This is a genomic window from Streptomyces sp. NPDC104309 (genome assembly GCF_055584025.1).
Genome location: NZ_JBVJMV010000024.1, coordinates 70,032 through 86,687, shown reverse-complemented (window position 1 = coordinate 86,687; position 16,656 = coordinate 70,032). Strand labels below are relative to the sequence as shown.

Here is a 16,656-nt window from a genome sequence, read left to right as displayed (position 1 = left end):
CCTGTCACCAGACGCGTACCGACCCGCCGGGCGCGAAGGCGGGGCTGGTCGCGTCGGGCGGGGCGTCCTTCAGGGGTTCGGCCATCTCGTCCACCGTCGGGCCGACGACGGCGGCGATGCGGTCGAGGGCGGCCAGGTCGAAGCCGTAGACGCGGGCGGCGTTGCCGCCGGTCATCGCCGCGATCTCCGCGGGCGGCAGGCCCGCGTACGCGATCCGCAGGCCCTCCCGGGAGTACGGATGGGTGCCCTCGTCGTGCGGGTAGTCGCTGCCCCACATGATCTTGTCGAGACCGATGCGCTCGCGCAGCGGCACCTCGTGCGGTCGCATGAAGCTGGCGCCGACGTAGCAGTTGTCGCGCCACACCTCGCTCGGGCTCGCGCCCATGGAAGCGGCAAGCCCCGCACCGAACTTGGACTCGGCGGTGGAGGTCCGTCCGGCCGCCGCCACCAGCCGGCCGTGGTAGTAGTCCAGCATCTCCACGACACCCGGGATCCAGCCGGAGCCCTGTTCGGTGAGGACGAGTTTCAGTCCGGGATGGCGGCGGAACGCCCCGCCGAAGACCAGGTGCCACAGCGCCCGGTGCGAGAACCAGGTGGTCTCCACCATGAAGACGGCGCGGGCCGCCGGTTCGTCGCCGAGCGGCGGGGAGGCCGAGCCGCCGTGGTGGTTCACCGGTACGTCCAGTTCCTCGCAGACCGCCCACAGCGGGTCGTACACCTGGGAGTACAGCTCCGGGATGCCGGAGCCTGGCGGGGCGCCGGGCAGCAGGATGCCGCCGGTCAGGCCCGCCTCCTTGGCGCGGCGGACCTCCCGGACGGCCTCCTCGGGATCGTTGAGGAGGATCTGCGCGACACCCGCGCGCCGGCCCGGTGCCTGCGCGCAGAAGTCGGCGAGCCAGCGGTTGTGGGCGCGCAGGCCCGCCCAGCGCCGCTCGTACTCGGCCCGGGAGGGCGCGGGCGCCATCAGGGCGGCGGAAGGGAAGAAGGGCGGGATGGTGTTGGGGAAGACGACCTCCGCGACGATGCCGTCCGCCTCCAGCTCCGCGAGGCGGCGTGCGGAGTTCCAGTTGCGGTCGGCGGTGTCGGCGAGGAGGTCCTCGTACGGGTTGACGTAGGCCGCCGCCCACGCGTCGAAGTCGTCGTGGTGCTTCGTCTCCAGGTACGGCCGGTAGTCGAGGAGGTCGGCTCCGGCGTGGCAGTCGGCGGAGATGACGGTGTAGCGATCCACCTGACGGTCCATCAGTCGGCCCCCAGGACCGGGAAGTCGTGGTCGGTCAGCCAGTGCCGGCCCACTTCGCGCGACCTGGCCCAGGACGCCTCGACCGCCGTCTGGTCGGGGCTCTGGCCCAGGTCCCCGGGGGTGGGGCCGATGCGCTCGGCGATCGGGGCGAGCTTCGCCGTGTCGAAGCCGAAGACGTCCGCGGCGGCGAGGCCCAGCATACGGCGGGTCTCGGCGACGGGGATGTCGTGGAAGGTGTCGCGCAGCCACTGGGCGGTGTTCGGCCAGGTGCCTTCCGGGTGGGGGAAGTCGCTGCCCCACAGGATGTTGTCGACACCGATCTCGTACCGCTGGGCGAGTTCGCGGCGTTTGGTGTTGGTGGCGCAGACGAAGACCTGGCGGTCGAGGTACTCGTGCGGGGGCCGCTTCAGTTCGGCGAACGGCGAGAGCTTCTTTCCGCCGTGGGCACCGAGATAGAGCCGGTCCATGAACCAGAGGAGATTCGGCAGCCACCAGCAGCCGGACTCGGCGACGCCGAACCGCAGCCCGGGGTGGCGTTCGAAGGCTCCCGACCAGAGCAGGAACCAGAGCGGGCGGGACGGCCACCAGGTGACCTCGGAGACGTAGATGCCGAGGTGGTCTCCGTACTCGTGGCGCGGGGCCGCGCCGGAGTGCGTGACGACCGGCATGGCCGTCTCGGCGGCGGCCGCCCACACGGGGTCGTAACGGCGGTCGTGGTAAGGGGCCTTGTCCACCCACATGGAGGGGATCATGAGCGCGCCGAGCCCGGACTCCTTCGCCCGGTGGATCTCCGCGACGACCCGGTCGACCTCGCCGGTGACGGGCAACAGGGCGACCCCGCAGTGGCGTTCGGGGTTCTGCGAGACGAAGTCGGCCAACCAGCGGTTGTGGGCCTGCGCGCCCGCCATGCCCAACTCCGGGTCCTGGTCGCCGGAGAGCCCGAGGCCGACGCCGAACGGGGCGGCGGTCCGGCTGTCGACGGCGTCCGCGTCCGGGAAGACGACCTCGGCCGCCACCCCGTCGCCGTCCAGTTCCTTCAGCCGTCGAGCGGCGTCCCAACCGCCCTTCAGGCCTTCCGCGTTGTCATGGAACCACTTGTCGGCGAAGGCCTCGTTGCGCACTCCGAGGCGGGTCATCTCCTCGCGGCGGCGGTCGCGGCCGGCGAGGAAGTCGTCGAACTCCCGGTGGAAACGGGGGTCGAGATAGGGCCGGTACTCCTCGGTGGGGAGTCCGGCATGGCAGTCGGAGGAGATGATCAGGTACGGGTCGTCGGTCATCGCTCGCTCCTCAGTCGAGTATGAAACTCTCCAGGTACGACGGGTCGGCCCGGTCGAGCATCGACTGCGACCTGGCGCGGATCTGCCGGTCGCTGTGCTCGCTCTCCGGGAGCATCCAGAAGCGGTCGGCGCGTATCCCGTCCAGGACGGTCTGCGCGACGTCCTCGACCGGGGTGAACTCCACCTCGTGGCCCGCCGCCCTCATGGCGGACTCCCACTGGTCGAGGCTGCGGTACGGGGTCCTGCGCGGGCGCTCCTTGGCGTACCGCTCGGGCCGGTTGCGGTGCGACTCCCACAGCCCGGTGCGGAGCATGTGCGGGCCAGGGAAGAGCACCGAGGCGCCGACCGGCGCCCCCTCCGCCTTCAGATGCGCATACAGCGACTCGGTCATCGTGACGACGGCGGACTTGGTGACCGCGTACACGGAGGCGGTCGGCAGCGGGGCGATCCCGCCGTCGCCGGAGGAGGTGTTGACGACATGTCCCGGGCCGCCGTCCGCGATCATGCGGGGCACGAACGCCTGGATGCCGTGGAAGACACCCCACACGTTGACGGCGAAGGCCCACTTCCAGTCGTTCGGCTCGTGCTCCCACATCCGGCCCTCGGCCCCGGAGCCGACACCGGCGTTGTTGCACAGCACGTGCACCGCGCCGAAGGTGTCGTACGCGGCTTCGGCCAGGGCCTGTACGGACTCCCGCTCGCCGACGTCGACGACCCGGGCCAGCACCCGCGCGCCGTCCCGGCGCAGTTCGCCCGCCGCCCGGTCCAGCGCGCCCTCCTCCACATCGGCGAGGACGACCTTCAGTCCCTCGGCCGCGAACCTGCGCGCCAGCGCGAGGCCGACGCCGCTCGCCGCACCGGTGACGACGGCGACCTGCCCCTCCTCCAGCCTCATCGGACGCTCCCTTCCGGCGGGCCGTCGTGGATCTGCTGCGGGTCGTCGTAACGCTGGTGGATGTACGGCAGCAGCGCCTCGGCGCTCACCCGCGCCACGGCTTCGCCCCGCTGGTCGCTGGTCTTCTCGCCGATGGTGAGGTCGACCAGCCGGCGTACGGGGAGGTCCGCGACCGGGTCGTACACCGACTCGCGCAGCACCACATCGCCCGAGATCCTCTCCAGCCTGCGGACCTTCTCGTGGCGGGTGCAGTGGACCAGGACGGGGTCGGAGTCGAAGCCCTCGCCGTCCACGGCGGGCAGGAACTTGAAGTAGAAGTCGAGCTTGGGCGTCGGTTCCGGCAGCGGGAGCGATCCGCTGACCGCGCCGCGCACCTCGACGAACGCGATGCCGTGCCGGGCGAGCGCGGCGCGGACGACGAGACCGTCGCGTTCGACGGTCACCTCGCCGAGCTTCTTCGGTTCGCCGAACACCTCACGGCCGCCGATCAGCGCCCGTTCGTGGGTCATCGGCATGACGAGCGGATACCAGCCCTCGTGCCCGTCGTGGACGGCGGCGACGGAGACGGATCCCGCACCGAGTGGATAGCCGGGCAGTTCGACCGTACTGATGTTGGCCCGGACCAGCGGGCGTCCGGCGGGTTCGAGGGGCGGCGGGAGAACGGCCGCCACCGCGTCGGGGTCGCTCTCCCAGAGGGCCACCACACCGGTGGACCAGATGTCGGGGAGCTTGGAGCGGGCCGCGCGGGCCGTCGCGATCTCGGCCGTGGTGCGCGCGCCGTACCGTACACGTGCCATGCAGTACCACCCTTCTCGGCCGTCCCTGAAACGGTCGGCCGTGAACCGGTTCTTCGTGTCTCCGTGTCTCCGTGACGTGTCGTCTCCGTCTCTCCGCGACTTCGCGACTTCGCGACCTCGCGTCCCGCTCTTCGTGCGGTTCTGTAACACAGTTACACCGTCGTCGATGAAGGGTAAATAGGCATGCACGTAACGGAGTTCGGGAACCAAGGAGCGCTGTGCCGCGATCGTCGCTGACCCGCGAAGAGGTCCTGGAAACGGCCGCCGCCCTGGTGAGGCGGCACGGCTCGCAGTCCCTCACCATGCGCCAACTCGCCGCCGAACTCGGCACGGCGGTCACGTCGATCTACTGGCACGTCGGCAACCGCGAGTCGTTGCTGGACGCCCTGGTCGAGCGCACCGTACGGGAGATGGGCACCCTCCGCCCGGCCGGCCGGACCCCGGCGTCCCGCATCGTCTCCGTCGCCCGCGGTCTGCGCCGTGAACTGCGGGCCCGTCCGCATCTGATCGCGATGGTCCATGAACGCGGCCTCACCGAGCGGATGTTCCTCCCCGCACAGCAGGCCCTCGTCCACGAGGTGCACGCCGCGGGGCTGCGCGGGGCGCGGGCGGCCGCCGCGGTCCGGGCGGTGCAGTTCCACACCGTCGGCTTCCTGCTCGTCGAACGCAACCGCGAGCGTTCTCCCGCGCAGTCCCCCGGCGAGGGCGATCTGTGGACCGTGGCCACCTCGGACGACGACCCGGCGCTGGCCCGCGCGCTGGCCCGGCCCGCCGATCCGGACCGGCTGTTCGCGGACTCCGTACGGGCCCTGGTGGCGGGACTGCTGGCCGGCCCCGTACAGCAGGCGTCGCGCCCCGGAACCCCCGCGCCGGAGCGGGAGACGGCCGAATAGGAGACTGTCAGTCGCGGCCCGTATTCTCTGTGACCATGCTCGACGACCGCCAGACCGCAGCACCGTGGCCGACCGCGTACCCGCAGGGGTACGCGGTCGTCGACGTGGAGACCACCGGACTCGCACGGGACGACCGGATAGTGTCCGCCGCCGTCTACCGCCTGGACGCGCAGGGCGATGTCGAGGACCACTGGTACACCCTCGTCAACCCCCAGCGTGATCCCGGTCCTGTCTGGATCCACGGGCTGACCAGCGATGTCCTCGAAGGCGCTCCGCTCTTCCCGGAGGTCGCCGCCGAACTGTCCGAACGCCTCGCGGGCCGTGTGCTCGTCGCGCACAACGCGGCCTTCGACTGGTCGATGCTGGCCCGGGAGTACGCACGGGCCTCGGTCACCGCGCCCGTCGAGCACCGGCTGTGCACCATCGCGCTCTCCAAGGAGCTGCGGCTGCCGCTGCCCAACCACAAGCTGGAGTCCCTCGCCGCGCACTTCGGGGTCGTGCAGCAGCGCGCCCACCACGCGCTGGACGACGCCAGGGTGCTGGCCGAGGCGTTCCGGCCGAGTCTGCACGCGGCGGCGCGGGGCGGGGTGCGGCTGCCGCTGCTGGAGTGCCGGCCGCTGACCGAGTGGTCGGACTCCCCGGTCACGCCCCGGATCGGGTACCAGCCTTCGTACGGTCAGAACAGCTGGCGTCCCTCACGCAAGCGTCCGGCGTGCCCGTATCCGAACCCCGGACGGTACGAGAAGGACAAACCCCTCATGCAGGGCATGCGGGTGGCGTTCTCCGGGGACACCTCCGTCGACCGCGAGCTGTTGGAGGACCGCGCCGTGGAGGCCGGGCTGCACGTGGCGACCAGCGTGTCCCGGCTGACCAGTCTGCTCGTCACCAATGACCCGGACTCGGCGACGTCGAAAACGGTGAAGGCGAAGTCGTTCGGCACCCCGGTCCTGGACGAGAGCGCCTTCACGCATCTGCTGCGTGATGTGGCGCCGGCACGGACGCAGCCGGCCGCGCCGTCATCGGAGTGAACCGGGGCGACTCGCCCGCCCGCCGCTCGCCCGCCGCAGTCCCGGCGTCCCACCCTGTGGCGCATGGCACGTTGCGAGGTTTGCGGAAACGACTACGGCATGTCCTTCGAGGTGCACGCGCAGGGCGCCGTGCACGTCTTCGACTGCTTCTCCTGCGCCATTCACCGCATGGCGCCCATCTGTGAACACTGCAGGGTCCAGATCATCGGCCAGGGCGTCGAGGTCGACGGGCACTGGTTCTGCGGCGGTCACTGCGCCCGCGCCGAGGGGAAGGTGGGCATCATCGACAAAGTCTGATTCACCGGCCGCCGCGCCCCCTTCCCCCACCCCTGCGCGATGCACCCCATGACGCAGTTGTACGGTCATGGGGTGTACCGCTTCCTGTTGACGCGGCAGTGGCTGATCCTCGCCCTCCTCTGCCTCGTGCTGATTCCCACGATGGTCGAGCTCGGCTTCTGGCAGCTGCACCGGCATGAGCACAAGGTCGCGCAGAACGCCCTGATCTCCCGGAACCTCAAGGCGAAACCGGTTTCGGTCGCCTCGCTCACCTCCCCGGGTCACACGGTCCCGCGCTCCGACTACTGGCGCACGGTGACGGCCACGGGTACGTACGACAACGCGCACGAGGTGGTCGTACGCCGCAGGACCTCCACCGACGGCCGGATCGGTGTCCACGTACTGATCCCGCTCGACCTCAAGGGCGGCGGCACGGTCCTGGTCAACCGCGGCTGGGTGCCCTCCGCCGACAGTCAGCGCGCCTTCCCCGACGTGCCCGCCGCGCCCAAGGGCGAGGTGACCGTCACCGGACGGCTCGAGGCCGACGAGACGACGAGCGCCAGCGGCATCAAGGACATCTCGGACCTGCCGGACCGCCAGGTGATGCTGATCAACAGCTCCCAGGAGGCCAAGCGGCTCTCCCGGCCGGTGCTCGGCGGGTACATCGAGCAGACCGCCCCCGAGCCGGCCGGTGACTCCCCGGAACTGATCGCCTCCCCCGACGACAGCTCGATCGGCCCGCACATGGCGTACGCCGTGCAGTGGTGGCTGTTCGCCGCCGGTGTTCCGGTCGGCTTCGTGGTCCTCGCCCGCAGGGAGAAGCGCGACCGGATGGAGGCCGCGGCCAAGGCCGCCGCCGGGGAGCGGGAAACGTCCGGCCCGCAGCAGCCGGAGCAGCCGGAACCCGCGACGGCCTGAGCCCGGCCGGAACCCGCGACGGCCCGAGCCCGGCCGTCCGGGCTCTGTGTCGGCGTGACCCCCGCTTCTCGTGGGACAGGAACTGCTTAACGGGGCCCAGGTGCGGGAACACGCCAGAACGTGACCCCACGCATCGAGGACTACGCCCTCATCGGCGATCTGCAGACAGCCGCCCTGGTCGGCAGGAACGGTTCTGTGGACTGGCTCTGTCTGCCTCGCTTCGATTCGGGCGCCTGTTTCGCGGCCCTCCTCGGCGACGAGGACAACGGCCACTGGCGGATCGCCCCGAAGGGCGCCGACTCCTGCACCCGGCGCCGCTATGCGGGTGACTCCCTCGTCCTGGAGACGTACTGGGTGACCCGTACCGGCACGGTCAAGGTCATCGACTTCATGCCGCAGCGCGACCAGGAACCCGATGTCATGCGGATCATCGAGGGCATCAGCGGCACCGTCGACATGACCTCCGTGATCCGGCTGCGCTTCGACTTCGGCACGGTGGTGCCGTGGGTGCGCCGCTCACAGGGGCACCGGGTGGCGGTCGCGGGACCGGACTCCGCCTGGCTGCGCAGCGAGCCACCGGTCAAGACGTGGGGCCAGCAGTTCTCCACCTGCTCGTCGTTCACCGTCTCCACCGGCGAGCGGGTGGCGTTCGTCCTGACCTGGCACCCCTCGCACTCGCCCCGCCCCGATCTCGTCGACCCGTTCGAAGCCCTGGGGAACACCCTGTCCGACTGGGCCGAGTGGTCCGCACGGTGCAAGTACCGGGGCCCGTACCGGGAGGCGGTGATCCGCTCGCTGATCACGCTGAAGGCGCTCACCTTCGCCCCGACCGGCGGCATCGTGGCGGCTCCCACCACCTCGCTGCCCGAGGAGATCGGCGGCGTACGCAACTGGGACTACCGCTTCTGCTGGCTGCGGGACTCCACGCTCACCCTCGGCGCTCTCATCTCGGCGGGCTATCTGGAGGAGGCCGCCGCCTGGCGGGACTGGCTGCTGCGGGCCGTCGCCGGGGACCCGGCCGATCTGCAGATCATGTACGGCCTGGCGGGCGAGCGCCGACTGCCCGAGTCGGAGCTGCCGTGGCTGCGCGGTTACGAGAACTCCACCCCGGTCCGGATCGGCAACGCCGCGGTCCGCCAGCGCCAGCTGGATGTGTACGGCGAGGTCATCGACTCGCTGCGGCTCGCGCGCGAGGCGGGTCTGGACGACAAACCGCACGCCTGGAATCTGCAGCTCAGCCTGCTCGGCTTCCTGGAGTCGACCTGGCGCGAGCCGGACGAGGGCCTGTGGGAGATCCGTGGCCAGCGCCGCCACTTCGTGCACTCCAAGGTGATGGCCTGGGTCGCCGCCGACCGTGCCGTGCGCGCCCTGGAGAAGAACCCCTCGCTGGCCGGCGACGCGGAACGGTGGCGGGTGATGCGGGACGCCGTGCACCGGGAGGTGTGCGAGAAGGGATTCGACCCGGTGCGGAACACCTTCACGCAGTCCTACGGCTCCCGGAATCTGGACGCCGCGACGCTGCTGATCCCCCGGACCGGCTTCCTGCCACCGGACGATCCCCGGGTGATCGGGACGGTCGACGCGGTCCGGGAGGAGCTGGGCAGCGACTGCCTGATCCGCCGCTACAGCACGGACGGCTCCTCGATCGACGGGCTGCCCGGCAGCGAAGGGGCCTTTCTGGCGTGTTCGTTCTGGCTGGCCGACGCCCTGCATCTGACCGGGCGCACCGAGGAGGCCAGGAATCTCTTCGAGCGGCTGCTGGCACTGTGCAACGATGTGGGGCTGCTCGCCGAGGAGTACGACACCGTGGGTCACCGGCAGCTCGGCAACTTCCCGCAGGCGTTCAGCCACATCGGGCTGGTGGGCACCGCCATGGCACTGGGCGGGGAGGACACGCTGGAGGCCGACGCGGCAGGATAGGGCGCATGGATCTGGGACTGAAGGACCGTGTGTACATCATCACCGGGGCGACCCGGGGGCTGGGCAACGCCACCGCTCGGGCGCTGGCCGAGGACGGCGCGAGGGTGATCATCACCGGTCGGGACGAGAAGCGCGCCGAGGCGGCCGCCGCCGAGCTGGGACCGGACGCCGTCGGCGTCGCCGCCGACAATGGCGACCCCGCCTCCGCGCAGCGCCTGGTGGACGGCGCGCACGAGCGCTTCGGACAGCTCGACGGCATTCTGATCAGCGTCGGCGGACCGGCGCCCGGCTTCGTCGCCGACAACACCGACGAGCAGTGGCAGTCGGCCTTCGAGTCGGTGTTCCTGGGCGCGGTGCGCCTGGCCAGGGCCGCGGCGGCCACGCTCGGCGAGGGCGGCGTCATCGGTTTCGTGCTCTCCGGCTCCGTGCACGAGCCGATCGGCGGGCTGACGATCTCCAACGGTCTGCGCCCCGGTCTGGCCGGATTCGCCAAGTCCCTGGCCGACGAGCTCGGCCCCCGGGGCATCCGGGTGGTGGGCGTGCTCCCGGCCCGGATCGACACGGACCGGGTGCGCGAGCTGGACGCGCTCTCGGGCGACGCGGAGGCGTCCCGTGCGGCCAATGAGGCGCGTATCCCGCTGCGGCGTTACGGGACTCCGGAGGAGTTCGGCCGGACGGCGGCGTTCCTGCTCTCGCCCGCGGCGTCGTATCTGACGGGCGTCATGCTGCCGGTCGACGGCGGCTCCCGGCACGGCTTCTGAACCGGACCGCTGCGCCGATGACCGGGCGGGGCACCTTCCTCGTCCCCGTCCGGTCATCGTGGACAGCCACCGCGAGACCCGTCAACTCACCCTTTCCGCACGGTGCTTGACCGCCCTCAACCGCACCTCGGCCGGCAGCTGCGCCAGCCCCGCGGAATCCCGTGCATGGGCCAGCGCCTCGTCGGTGAGGCGGCCGAGCGTCTCGTCCGGCGCCGCGTGCGGCTCCATCAGCAGACGGATCCTGGCGTGCGGCGCACTGCGCCGTCCGGTCAGCACGACCTGGGCGCGGGCCACGCCGTCCAGGCTTCCCGCCTCGTCGGCGAGCACGCCTTCCAGGGCCCGGCCCCTGAGCAGCGCGCCCTCGCCGTCACCGCTGTCCACCAGCACCTCGGCGAGGCGGGCTCGGCGCGGCTGGGCCAGCAGCCACCACAGGGCGAGGACGACCACGATCGCCAGGGCCGCGATCACCGCCGGCCACCACCAGCCCTCGCCGCGCCAGCGGTCCCGGTCGGCCGCGCTGAGGAGCACATCGCTCCTGCCGTACCAGGGCCACCAGGACGGCACGGAGAGACCGAGCCCGGCGGCGAGCACCGCGCCGCCGACGCAGATCAGCACCACTCCGGCCAGGCCGAGCAGTACCCGGTTGACGGTCCTGAGCAACGGGCTCACCCCTTTCCGGTGGGACGGCGGACATGCACGGACAGCCTCGGCGGCCTGGCCAGCCCCAGTTCCTTGATGCCGGTCGCGAGCACGGTGTCCAGATCGGCCCGTACGTCGTCGAGCTCACGGAAGTGCGACACCGCACGCACCACCACCGTGGCCCGGCTCATCCGGACCCGTACCGACTGCACACCGGAGATCTCGACGGCCCGGTCGCGCAGGGCCAGAGCCGCCGCGGCCCGGTCGAGTCCGGCCCGTACGCCGGGCCGGTCGCGGCGCATCGGCAGCAGGGCGCGGAGTCCGGGGGTGACGGCGAGCACCAGCAGCCACAGGCCGATCGCCGCGGCGGCCGCCGCGCCGGCCAGCACCCAGACGTCGTCCAGCGGCCGGTGGGCGAGTTCGTCGGCCAGCGTGCGGCGCCACTTCATCGCCGGGCGGTCGGCCCGTACCGCCGCCACGTCGTAGAGCAGCAGCCCGGTGGCGCCGAGGACCACCAGGGCGAGGACCGCCGCGGGGATGCGGCGCGCGGACCAGAAACGGCGCGCCCTGCCGTCGCCGTCCTGCCCGGCGAGCACCGGGTCGTACGCGGCACAGGAGGCGGACTGGTCGAGTTCGAGCATGTCCCCCTGTTCGACGGGCCGGGCGGTGGGTGGCCGTCGTGTGCCGTGTTCCGGGTCCTGGGGCTCGGTCATCGGACCCTCCCCTGTGCCGCGATACTCGCTCCCGTCGGATGCAGACGCTCGACCTGCACGGAGACCTCGGGCACCTCCATCCCCGCCAACGCCTTTACCCGCTCGACGACATGCCGACGCACCCCGCCGCACTGGCGGCCGATGTCGGTGGGGTATCCGAGCTCCAGGCTCACCCGCACCCGGGCGGTGTCCCGGTGCACCGTGACCGTGGCGCGCGGCGAGGCGCCCTCCTGCGGCGGCTCGTCGATCGCCTCCTTCGCCGCCTGTGCGGCGATCTTCGCAACCACCCGGTCGGCGATCCTGGTCTCTCCGCGCTCACCGGCGACCACCCGGCCGCTCACCCCCGACAACGCCGTCACCGCCGGCGGTCGCCGCGCTCGCGACCGCGGAAGAAGTCGCCGGGATCCAGGTCACCCTCCAGGAAGCGACCGGCGACGAAGCCGATCGCCCCCAGCGCCGCCACCAGGAGAAAGGCCCCGAATCCGCCGAAGTACCCGGCGAATCCGAGCGCCATGCCGGCCACCATGCCGACCACCGCCATGCTCATCGTGTGCTCCTCAACTGCCTCCGGTGGGAGGCCTACTGGAGACGTGGCTCGGGCTGGTCCTCGTCGTCGGGCTCGTCGGGCAGCTTCACATCGCTCACCGCGATATTGACCTCGACGACTTCCAGGCCGGTCATCCGCTCGACCGCCGCGATCACGTTCTCCCGTACGTCGCGGGCGACATCGCCGATCGAGACGCCGTAGTCGACGACGATCTCCAGATCGAGCGCGGTCTGTGATTCACCGACCTCCGCCTTCACGCCGCGGGTGACGGACCTGCCACCACCGGGTACCCGGTCGCGCACCGCTCCGAACGTGCGCGAGAGGCCGCTGCCCATCGCGTGGACGCCGACCACGTCGCGCGCCGCCATTCCCGCGATCTTCTCGACGACACCGTCGGAGATGGTCGTGCGGCCACGGGTGGCGGGGTCTCCGCCGCCGCGCTTGATGAGCGTGCTCGTTTCCTTGTCGGGGCTGTCGGGACGGTTCCGCTGTGGGGTGTCGGTCATCGCCACTCTTCCCTTCGGGGCAGGTTGGACCTCGTTGCCCACATTAGGTGCGCTTGCCCCGTCTCGCGCCATGGATGCGGCAGGCTGGGTAAATGACAACGGCTGACAGCCCGCGCAGGGCCGACGGGTGGACGGCGGCGGTTCGGCGACGGCTCGGACCGGGCCGGCTGCTTCCGCTGGGCGGTCCGGCGGACGGGGCATGGATCTCGGAGCGGGCCGCGGTGGCGGTGCTGCGTGACGCGGTGGGCGGACCGGGACCCGGTCCGGTGCTCGGGGAGCTCAGGATCCGGGTGGCGGATCCGGACGGGGCCCCGGCCCCGGAGGTGGAACCGCCGCCGAGCGCGCTGTCGCCGGGGCCGCTGCGGATGGAGGCGACCATGTCGGCGATGTCGGACCGGCCGCTGCCCGCGGCGGCGTCGGCGCTGCGCTCGGCGTTGCTGACGGCGGCCGGGCAGCGGCTGGGCCTGGTGGTCGCCGAGGTCGATCTCCGGGTGACGGAACTGCTGGACGCCCCGGCCCGACCGGTGCGGGCGCCCGCACCGGCCGACGTGCCCACGGCGAGACCGCAGGGTGCGGCGGGGATCGCCGCCGCGGCTGTTCCCGGTGTCGTGACGCTGACCCGGGTACTGGGCGACGCCGTGCACACCGGGCCTGATCACGTACGGGTCGAGCTGGCGACGGACCCGGACCATCGGGCGCTCGACGTGGCACGTGCGGTGCGCGGCGCGGTGGCGGCCGCGGTGGACGGACACCCCTCGGTCGCGGTGCTGGTCACGGCGGTGGCGGGGCGGGGCTGACCGCCGGAGGGGGCGCGAAAGCGCCCGCCCCGCGACGGCGGTCGTCGGCGCTCAGTCGGTGATGCCCGCCAGGTCGCGCAGTCGGCGACCCTGCGCGGCGCGTTCGGCGGTGCGCTGCTCCTCGTAACCACGGGAGCCGGCGCCGCTCAGCAGCGCCTTGGTCTCCACGACCGCGTCGCGCGGGGCGGCCAGCAGCGCGCCGGCCAGGTCGCGGGCCGCGGCGTCCAGCTCGTCGCCGGGGACCACGAGGTTGGCCAGCCCGGTGCGCTCGGCCTCCTCGGCGTGCACGAAGCGGCCCGTGGCGCAGATTTCGAGTGCGCGGGCGTACCCCACCAGGTGCACCAGGGGGTGGGTGCCCGTGAGATCGGGGACGAGACCGAGGCTGGTCTCACGCATGGCGAACTGCACGTCCTCGGCGACGATCCGCAGATCGCAGGCGAGGGCGAGCTGGAAGCCGGCACCGATCGCATGCCCCTGGACGGCCGCGATCGACACGATGTCGTTGCGGCGCCACCAGGTGAACGCCTCCTGGTACTCGGCGATGGTCGCGTCGAGCTCGGTCTCCGGGCCGCGCGCCATGTCGAGGAAGGACGGCTCGCCGTCGAACCCCTCGGGGGTGAACGCCTGCCGGTCGAGGCCCGCGGAGAAGGACTTGCCCTCGCCACGGAGCACGACGACCCGCACACTGCCGGGCAGCGCCCGACCGGCCTCCGTCAACGCCCGCCACAGAGCGGGGGACTGAGCGTTGCGCTTGGCCGGATTGGTGAGGGTCACCGTGGCAACCGCGTCATCGACGGTGAGTCGTACGCCGTCCTGGTCGAGCACAGAGTCGAGCGAGGTCATGGAGCGCCTCCGGTTCGGGTCAGTCAGCAGGTCGAGCCAGGGTCTCTCGTTCGGATCAGGCCTGATCCAGACGAGAGACCCTAAGTGACTGAACAGTAACCACCCGATCGACATCACGATCGACCGGGTGGCCACCGCCGAAACCGGTGAGCCCCGGGACGGACCTGACGGCCCTGCCCCGATCCGCCGAGGGCCGTCAGGCCGTGGCGGCCTTCTTGCCTCGTGTAGCTCCGCCGCGTCCACGCAGCGTGACTCCGGCCTCACTGAGCATCCGGTGGACGAATCCGTAGGAGCGGCCGGTCTCTTCGGCCAACGCCCGGATGCTCGCACCGGAGTCGTACTTCTTCTTCAGGTCTGCCGCGAGCTTGTCGCGCGCGGCGCCGGTAACCCGGCTGCCCTTCTTCAGAGTCTCGGCCACCCGTGCCTCCTCATGGGAAGTGCGCTCTGGACTCTCATGATCACCCCTCGGGAGCTTCCTGGCCACCCATTCGGCAAGGTCCGTGCAACCGGATTACCGCCCGGGGAAAGGGCCGACACGACCGGAATCCCGCATTCCGTGGGGCTGTGGCGAGGGGTGGGGACAAGCCCGGGATGAACCGCCAGGTCAGGGCCACACGGGGATCGCCGGCCCCGAACGGGTGCGCCCGGCAGGTATCTGCCGGGCGCCGCGCCGAGGTACGAGACGTACTCACGCAGATGATGGATCACGCGTAGGCCGAATGATCCATACGGAGTGGATCAGACGGTGACCGGACGGGGATCAGGCCAGGGCGACCAGGTCCCGGTAGTCCGCGCCCCACAGGTCCTCGACCCCGTCCGGCAGCAGGATGATGCGCTCCGGCTGGAGGGCCTCGACCGCCCCCTCGTCGTGCGTGACGAGGACGACGGCGCCCTTGTAGGTGCGCAGCGCGCCGAGGATCTCCTCGCGGCTGGCCGGGTCGAGGTTGTTCGTCGGCTCGTCCAGGAGCAGCACGTTGGCGGAGGAGACCACCAGGGTCGCCAGCGCGAGACGGGTCTTCTCACCGCCGGAGAGGACTCCGGCGGGCTTGTCGACGTCGTCGCCGGAGAAGAGGAACGAGCCCAGCGTCTTGCGGACGTCGACGAGGTCGAGGTCGGGCGCCGCGGAGCGCATGTTCTCCAGCACGGAGCGATCCGGGTCGAGGGTCTCGTGCTCCTGGGCGTAGTAGCCGAGCTTGAGTCCGTGGCCCTCGATGACCTGGCCGGTGTCGGGCTTCTCGGCGCCGCCGAGGAGCCGGAGCAGCGTGGTCTTGCCCGCGCCGTTGAGTCCGAGGATGACGACCCGGGAGCCCTTGTCGATGGCGAGGTCCACATCGGTGAAGATTTCGAGCGAGCCGTACGACTTGGACAGTCCCTCCGCCATCAGGGGGGTCCTGCCGCACGGCGAGGGCTCGGGGAAGCGCAGCTTGGCGACCTTGTCGGAGACCCGGACGGCCTCCAGGCCGGAGAGCAGCCGCTCGGCGCGCTTGGCCATGTTCTGCGCGGCGACGGTCTTGGTGGCCTTGGCGCGCATCTTGTCGGCCTGCGAGTTGAGGGCCGCGGCCTTCTTCTCGGCGTTCTGCCGCTCGCGCTTGCGGCGCTTCTCGTCCGCCTCGCGCTGCTGCTGGTAGAGCTTCCAGCCCATGTTGTAGACGTCGATCTGCGAGCGGTTGGCGTCGAGGTAGAAGACCTTGTTGACGACCGTCTCGACGAGCTCGACGTCGTGGGAGATCACGATGAAGCCGCCGCGGTAGGTCTTGAGGTAGTCGCGCAGCCAGACGATCGAGTCGGCGTCGAGGTGGTTGGTCGGCTCGTCGAGCAGCAGGATGTCGGCGTCCGAGAACAGGATGCGGGCCAGCTCGACGCGGCGGCGCTGACCGCCGGAGAGCGTGTGGAGCGGCTGTCCGAGCACCCGGTCGGGCAGGCTGAGCGCGGCGGCGATGGTGGCGGCCTCGGCCTCGGCGGCGTAACCGCCCTTGGTGAGGAACTCCGTCTCCAGGCGCTCGTACTTCTTCATCGCCTTCTCGCGGGTGGCGCCCTTGCCGTTCGCCATCCGTTCCTCGTTCTCACGCATCTTGCGCAGGATCTCGTCGAGACCGCGGGCGGAGAGGATGCGGTCCCGGGCGAGTACGTCGAGGTCGCCGGTGCGCGGGTCCTGCGGGAGATAGCCGACCTCGCCGGAGCGCGTGATGCTGCCGCCCGCGGGGTTGCCCTCGCCCGCCAGGCACTTGGTGAGGGTGGTCTTGCCCGCTCCGTTGCGGCCGACGAGGCCGACGCGGTCCCCCTTGGAGATGCGGAAGGAGGCGGACTCGATGAGGATGCGGGCGCCGGCGCGCAGCTCGATGCCGGAAGCGGTGATCACGGTAAAACTCCAGGGCAGTTTGGACGGCGAACGGGACGAGGGCGGAGGTGTCTCGACGCCGTCTAATGCACAAAGAGAATTGCCATACGGGTCATTCTACTGGCGGTGTGCAACTGATTTTCCGCATGCGGTCGCGGCACTTGCCCGGAACTCGCTCAGTGCCGCCGCTCCACTCCACCGCGCGACGAAAAAGGGCATTGCGGTGTGAACTACCCAATACTCGGCGGAGGTGGTGAGACCACCAGGG

Annotated in this window: 19 protein-coding genes; 7 read left to right on the top strand and 12 right to left on the bottom strand. The window is 71.3% G+C overall.

The genetic code is table 11. The features are described 5' to 3' along the window. Positions 1 to 4: 4 nt before the first annotated feature. The 4 genes from ACZ68L_RS29785 to ACZ68L_RS29770 are packed head-to-tail and all read right to left on the bottom strand — an operon-like array spanning position 5 to position 4,209. Positions 5 to 1,240, bottom strand: a complete 1,236-nt coding sequence (locus tag ACZ68L_RS29785; protein WP_469582733.1) for an amidohydrolase family protein — start codon at positions 1,238 to 1,240, stop codon at positions 5 to 7. After that, the gene (locus ACZ68L_RS29780) at positions 1,240 to 2,517 is read right to left on the bottom strand and encodes an amidohydrolase family protein (RefSeq protein ID WP_469582730.1); all 1,278 of its coding nucleotides are present in this window, start codon (positions 2,515 to 2,517) and stop codon (positions 1,240 to 1,242) included. Before ACZ68L_RS29780 ends, ACZ68L_RS29785 begins: the two co-directional genes overlap by 1 nt. A 10-nt stretch (positions 2,518 to 2,527) precedes the next feature. Further along, the gene (locus tag ACZ68L_RS29775; RefSeq protein ID WP_469582727.1) at positions 2,528 to 3,412 is read right to left on the bottom strand and encodes an SDR family NAD(P)-dependent oxidoreductase; all 885 of its coding nucleotides are present in this window, start codon (positions 3,410 to 3,412) and stop codon (positions 2,528 to 2,530) included. Continuing rightward, a complete protein-coding gene (locus ACZ68L_RS29770; RefSeq protein ID WP_469582725.1) occupies positions 3,409 to 4,209 on the bottom strand; it encodes an acetoacetate decarboxylase family protein in 801 nt (266 codons plus the stop codon). The genes ACZ68L_RS29775 and ACZ68L_RS29770 overlap by 4 nt, the downstream gene beginning before the upstream one ends. Positions 4,210 to 4,427: 218 nt before the next feature. Here ACZ68L_RS29770 and ACZ68L_RS29765 point away from each other — a divergent pair, with 218 nt between their 5' ends. The 6 genes from ACZ68L_RS29765 to ACZ68L_RS29740 all read left to right on the top strand — a co-directional run bounded on the left by ACZ68L_RS29765 (position 4,428) and on the right by ACZ68L_RS29740 (position 10,005). Then, positions 4,428 to 5,102 (top strand): TetR/AcrR family transcriptional regulator, encoded by a 675-nt coding sequence (locus ACZ68L_RS29765; RefSeq protein ID WP_469582723.1) that lies wholly within the window; start codon positions 4,428 to 4,430, stop codon positions 5,100 to 5,102. Between the two features lie 29 nt (positions 5,103 to 5,131). Continuing rightward, the gene (locus ACZ68L_RS29760; RefSeq protein WP_469582720.1) at positions 5,132 to 6,130 is read left to right on the top strand and encodes a DEDDh family exonuclease; all 999 of its coding nucleotides are present in this window, start codon (positions 5,132 to 5,134) and stop codon (positions 6,128 to 6,130) included. 63 nt (positions 6,131 to 6,193) lie between these two features. Further along, complete coding sequence (locus ACZ68L_RS29755; RefSeq protein ID WP_072482991.1) at positions 6,194 to 6,427, top strand: hypothetical protein; 234 nt, start codon at positions 6,194 to 6,196, stop codon at positions 6,425 to 6,427. 72 nt (positions 6,428 to 6,499) lie between these two features. Next, complete coding sequence (locus ACZ68L_RS29750; protein ID WP_469582843.1) at positions 6,500 to 7,324, top strand: SURF1 family cytochrome oxidase biogenesis protein; 825 nt, start codon at positions 6,500 to 6,502, stop codon at positions 7,322 to 7,324. A gap of 120 nt (positions 7,325 to 7,444) precedes the next feature. Beyond that, positions 7,445 to 9,244, top strand: coding sequence for a glycoside hydrolase family 15 protein (locus ACZ68L_RS29745; protein ID WP_469582717.1), 1,800 nt, complete (start codon positions 7,445 to 7,447; stop codon positions 9,242 to 9,244). A gap of 5 nt (positions 9,245 to 9,249) precedes the next feature. Further along, a complete protein-coding gene (locus tag ACZ68L_RS29740; protein ID WP_469582714.1) occupies positions 9,250 to 10,005 on the top strand; it encodes an SDR family oxidoreductase in 756 nt (251 codons plus the stop codon). A gap of 81 nt (positions 10,006 to 10,086) precedes the next feature. Here ACZ68L_RS29740 and amaP read toward each other — a convergent pair whose 3' ends face one another. The 5 genes from amaP to ACZ68L_RS29715 are packed head-to-tail and all read right to left on the bottom strand — an operon-like array spanning position 10,087 to position 12,410. Then, positions 10,087 to 10,665: an alkaline shock response membrane anchor protein AmaP gene (gene amaP, locus ACZ68L_RS29735; RefSeq protein WP_469582712.1), complete on the bottom strand. Its 579-nt coding sequence runs from the start codon at positions 10,663 to 10,665 to the stop codon at positions 10,087 to 10,089. Positions 10,666 to 10,670: 5 nt separating this feature from the next. After that, the gene (locus ACZ68L_RS29730) at positions 10,671 to 11,357 is read right to left on the bottom strand and encodes a DUF6286 domain-containing protein (protein ID WP_469582709.1); all 687 of its coding nucleotides are present in this window, start codon (positions 11,355 to 11,357) and stop codon (positions 10,671 to 10,673) included. Continuing rightward, entirely contained in the window at positions 11,354 to 11,707 is a 354-nt protein-coding gene (locus ACZ68L_RS29725; RefSeq protein WP_469582706.1) for an Asp23/Gls24 family envelope stress response protein, read from the bottom strand. The genes ACZ68L_RS29730 and ACZ68L_RS29725 overlap by 4 nt, the downstream gene beginning before the upstream one ends. Before the next feature lie 5 nt (positions 11,708 to 11,712). Continuing rightward, a complete protein-coding gene (locus ACZ68L_RS29720) occupies positions 11,713 to 11,904 on the bottom strand; it encodes a hypothetical protein (protein WP_469582704.1) in 192 nt (63 codons plus the stop codon). A gap of 32 nt (positions 11,905 to 11,936) precedes the next feature. Continuing rightward, positions 11,937 to 12,410 (bottom strand): Asp23/Gls24 family envelope stress response protein, encoded by a 474-nt coding sequence (locus ACZ68L_RS29715; protein WP_469582701.1) that lies wholly within the window; start codon positions 12,408 to 12,410, stop codon positions 11,937 to 11,939. A gap of 92 nt (positions 12,411 to 12,502) precedes the next feature. Between ACZ68L_RS29715 and ACZ68L_RS29710 the strand changes: the two genes are divergently transcribed. Continuing rightward, complete coding sequence (locus tag ACZ68L_RS29710; protein WP_469582698.1) at positions 12,503 to 13,207, top strand: hypothetical protein; 705 nt, start codon at positions 12,503 to 12,505, stop codon at positions 13,205 to 13,207. Positions 13,208 to 13,258: 51 nt separating this feature from the next. On the opposite strand, the gene ACZ68L_RS29705 is transcribed toward ACZ68L_RS29710, so the two are convergent. The 3 genes from ACZ68L_RS29705 to ACZ68L_RS29695 all read right to left on the bottom strand — a co-directional run bounded on the left by ACZ68L_RS29705 (position 13,259) and on the right by ACZ68L_RS29695 (position 16,409). Then, the gene (locus ACZ68L_RS29705; RefSeq protein WP_469582697.1) at positions 13,259 to 14,050 is read right to left on the bottom strand and encodes an enoyl-CoA hydratase/isomerase family protein; all 792 of its coding nucleotides are present in this window, start codon (positions 14,048 to 14,050) and stop codon (positions 13,259 to 13,261) included. Positions 14,051 to 14,246: 196 nt separating this feature from the next. Next, a complete protein-coding gene (locus tag ACZ68L_RS29700; RefSeq protein WP_469582694.1) occupies positions 14,247 to 14,468 on the bottom strand; it encodes a helix-turn-helix domain-containing protein in 222 nt (73 codons plus the stop codon). A gap of 342 nt (positions 14,469 to 14,810) precedes the next feature. Beyond that, entirely contained in the window at positions 14,811 to 16,409 is a 1,599-nt protein-coding gene (locus ACZ68L_RS29695) for an ABC-F family ATP-binding cassette domain-containing protein (RefSeq protein WP_469582690.1), read from the bottom strand. Positions 16,410 to 16,656: the final 247 nt, after the last annotated feature.

Coding starts and splice junctions, on each gene's coding strand:
- ACZ68L_RS29780 (WP_469582730.1), bottom strand. CDS start 2,517: ATGACCGACGACCCGTACCTGATCATCTCCTCCGACTGCCATGCCGGA.
- ACZ68L_RS29775 (WP_469582727.1), bottom strand. CDS start 3,412: ATGAGGCTGGAGGAGGGGCAGGTCGCCGTCGTCACCGGTGCGGCGAGC.
- ACZ68L_RS29710 (WP_469582698.1), top strand. CDS start 12,503: ATGACAACGGCTGACAGCCCGCGCAGGGCCGACGGGTGGACGGCGGCG.
- ACZ68L_RS29785 (WP_469582733.1), bottom strand. CDS start 1,240: ATGGACCGTCAGGTGGATCGCTACACCGTCATCTCCGCCGACTGCCAC.
- ACZ68L_RS29770 (WP_469582725.1), bottom strand. CDS start 4,209: ATGGCACGTGTACGGTACGGCGCGCGCACCACGGCCGAGATCGCGACG.
- ACZ68L_RS29740 (WP_469582714.1), top strand. CDS start 9,250: ATGGATCTGGGACTGAAGGACCGTGTGTACATCATCACCGGGGCGACC.
- ACZ68L_RS29720 (WP_469582704.1), bottom strand. CDS start 11,904: ATGAGCATGGCGGTGGTCGGCATGGTGGCCGGCATGGCGCTCGGATTC.
- ACZ68L_RS29715 (WP_469582701.1), bottom strand. CDS start 12,410: ATGACCGACACCCCACAGCGGAACCGTCCCGACAGCCCCGACAAGGAA.
- ACZ68L_RS29705 (WP_469582697.1), bottom strand. CDS start 14,050: ATGACCTCGCTCGACTCTGTGCTCGACCAGGACGGCGTACGACTCACC.
- ACZ68L_RS29755 (WP_072482991.1), top strand. CDS start 6,194: ATGGCACGTTGCGAGGTTTGCGGAAACGACTACGGCATGTCCTTCGAG.
- ACZ68L_RS29730 (WP_469582709.1), bottom strand. CDS start 11,357: ATGACCGAGCCCCAGGACCCGGAACACGGCACACGACGGCCACCCACC.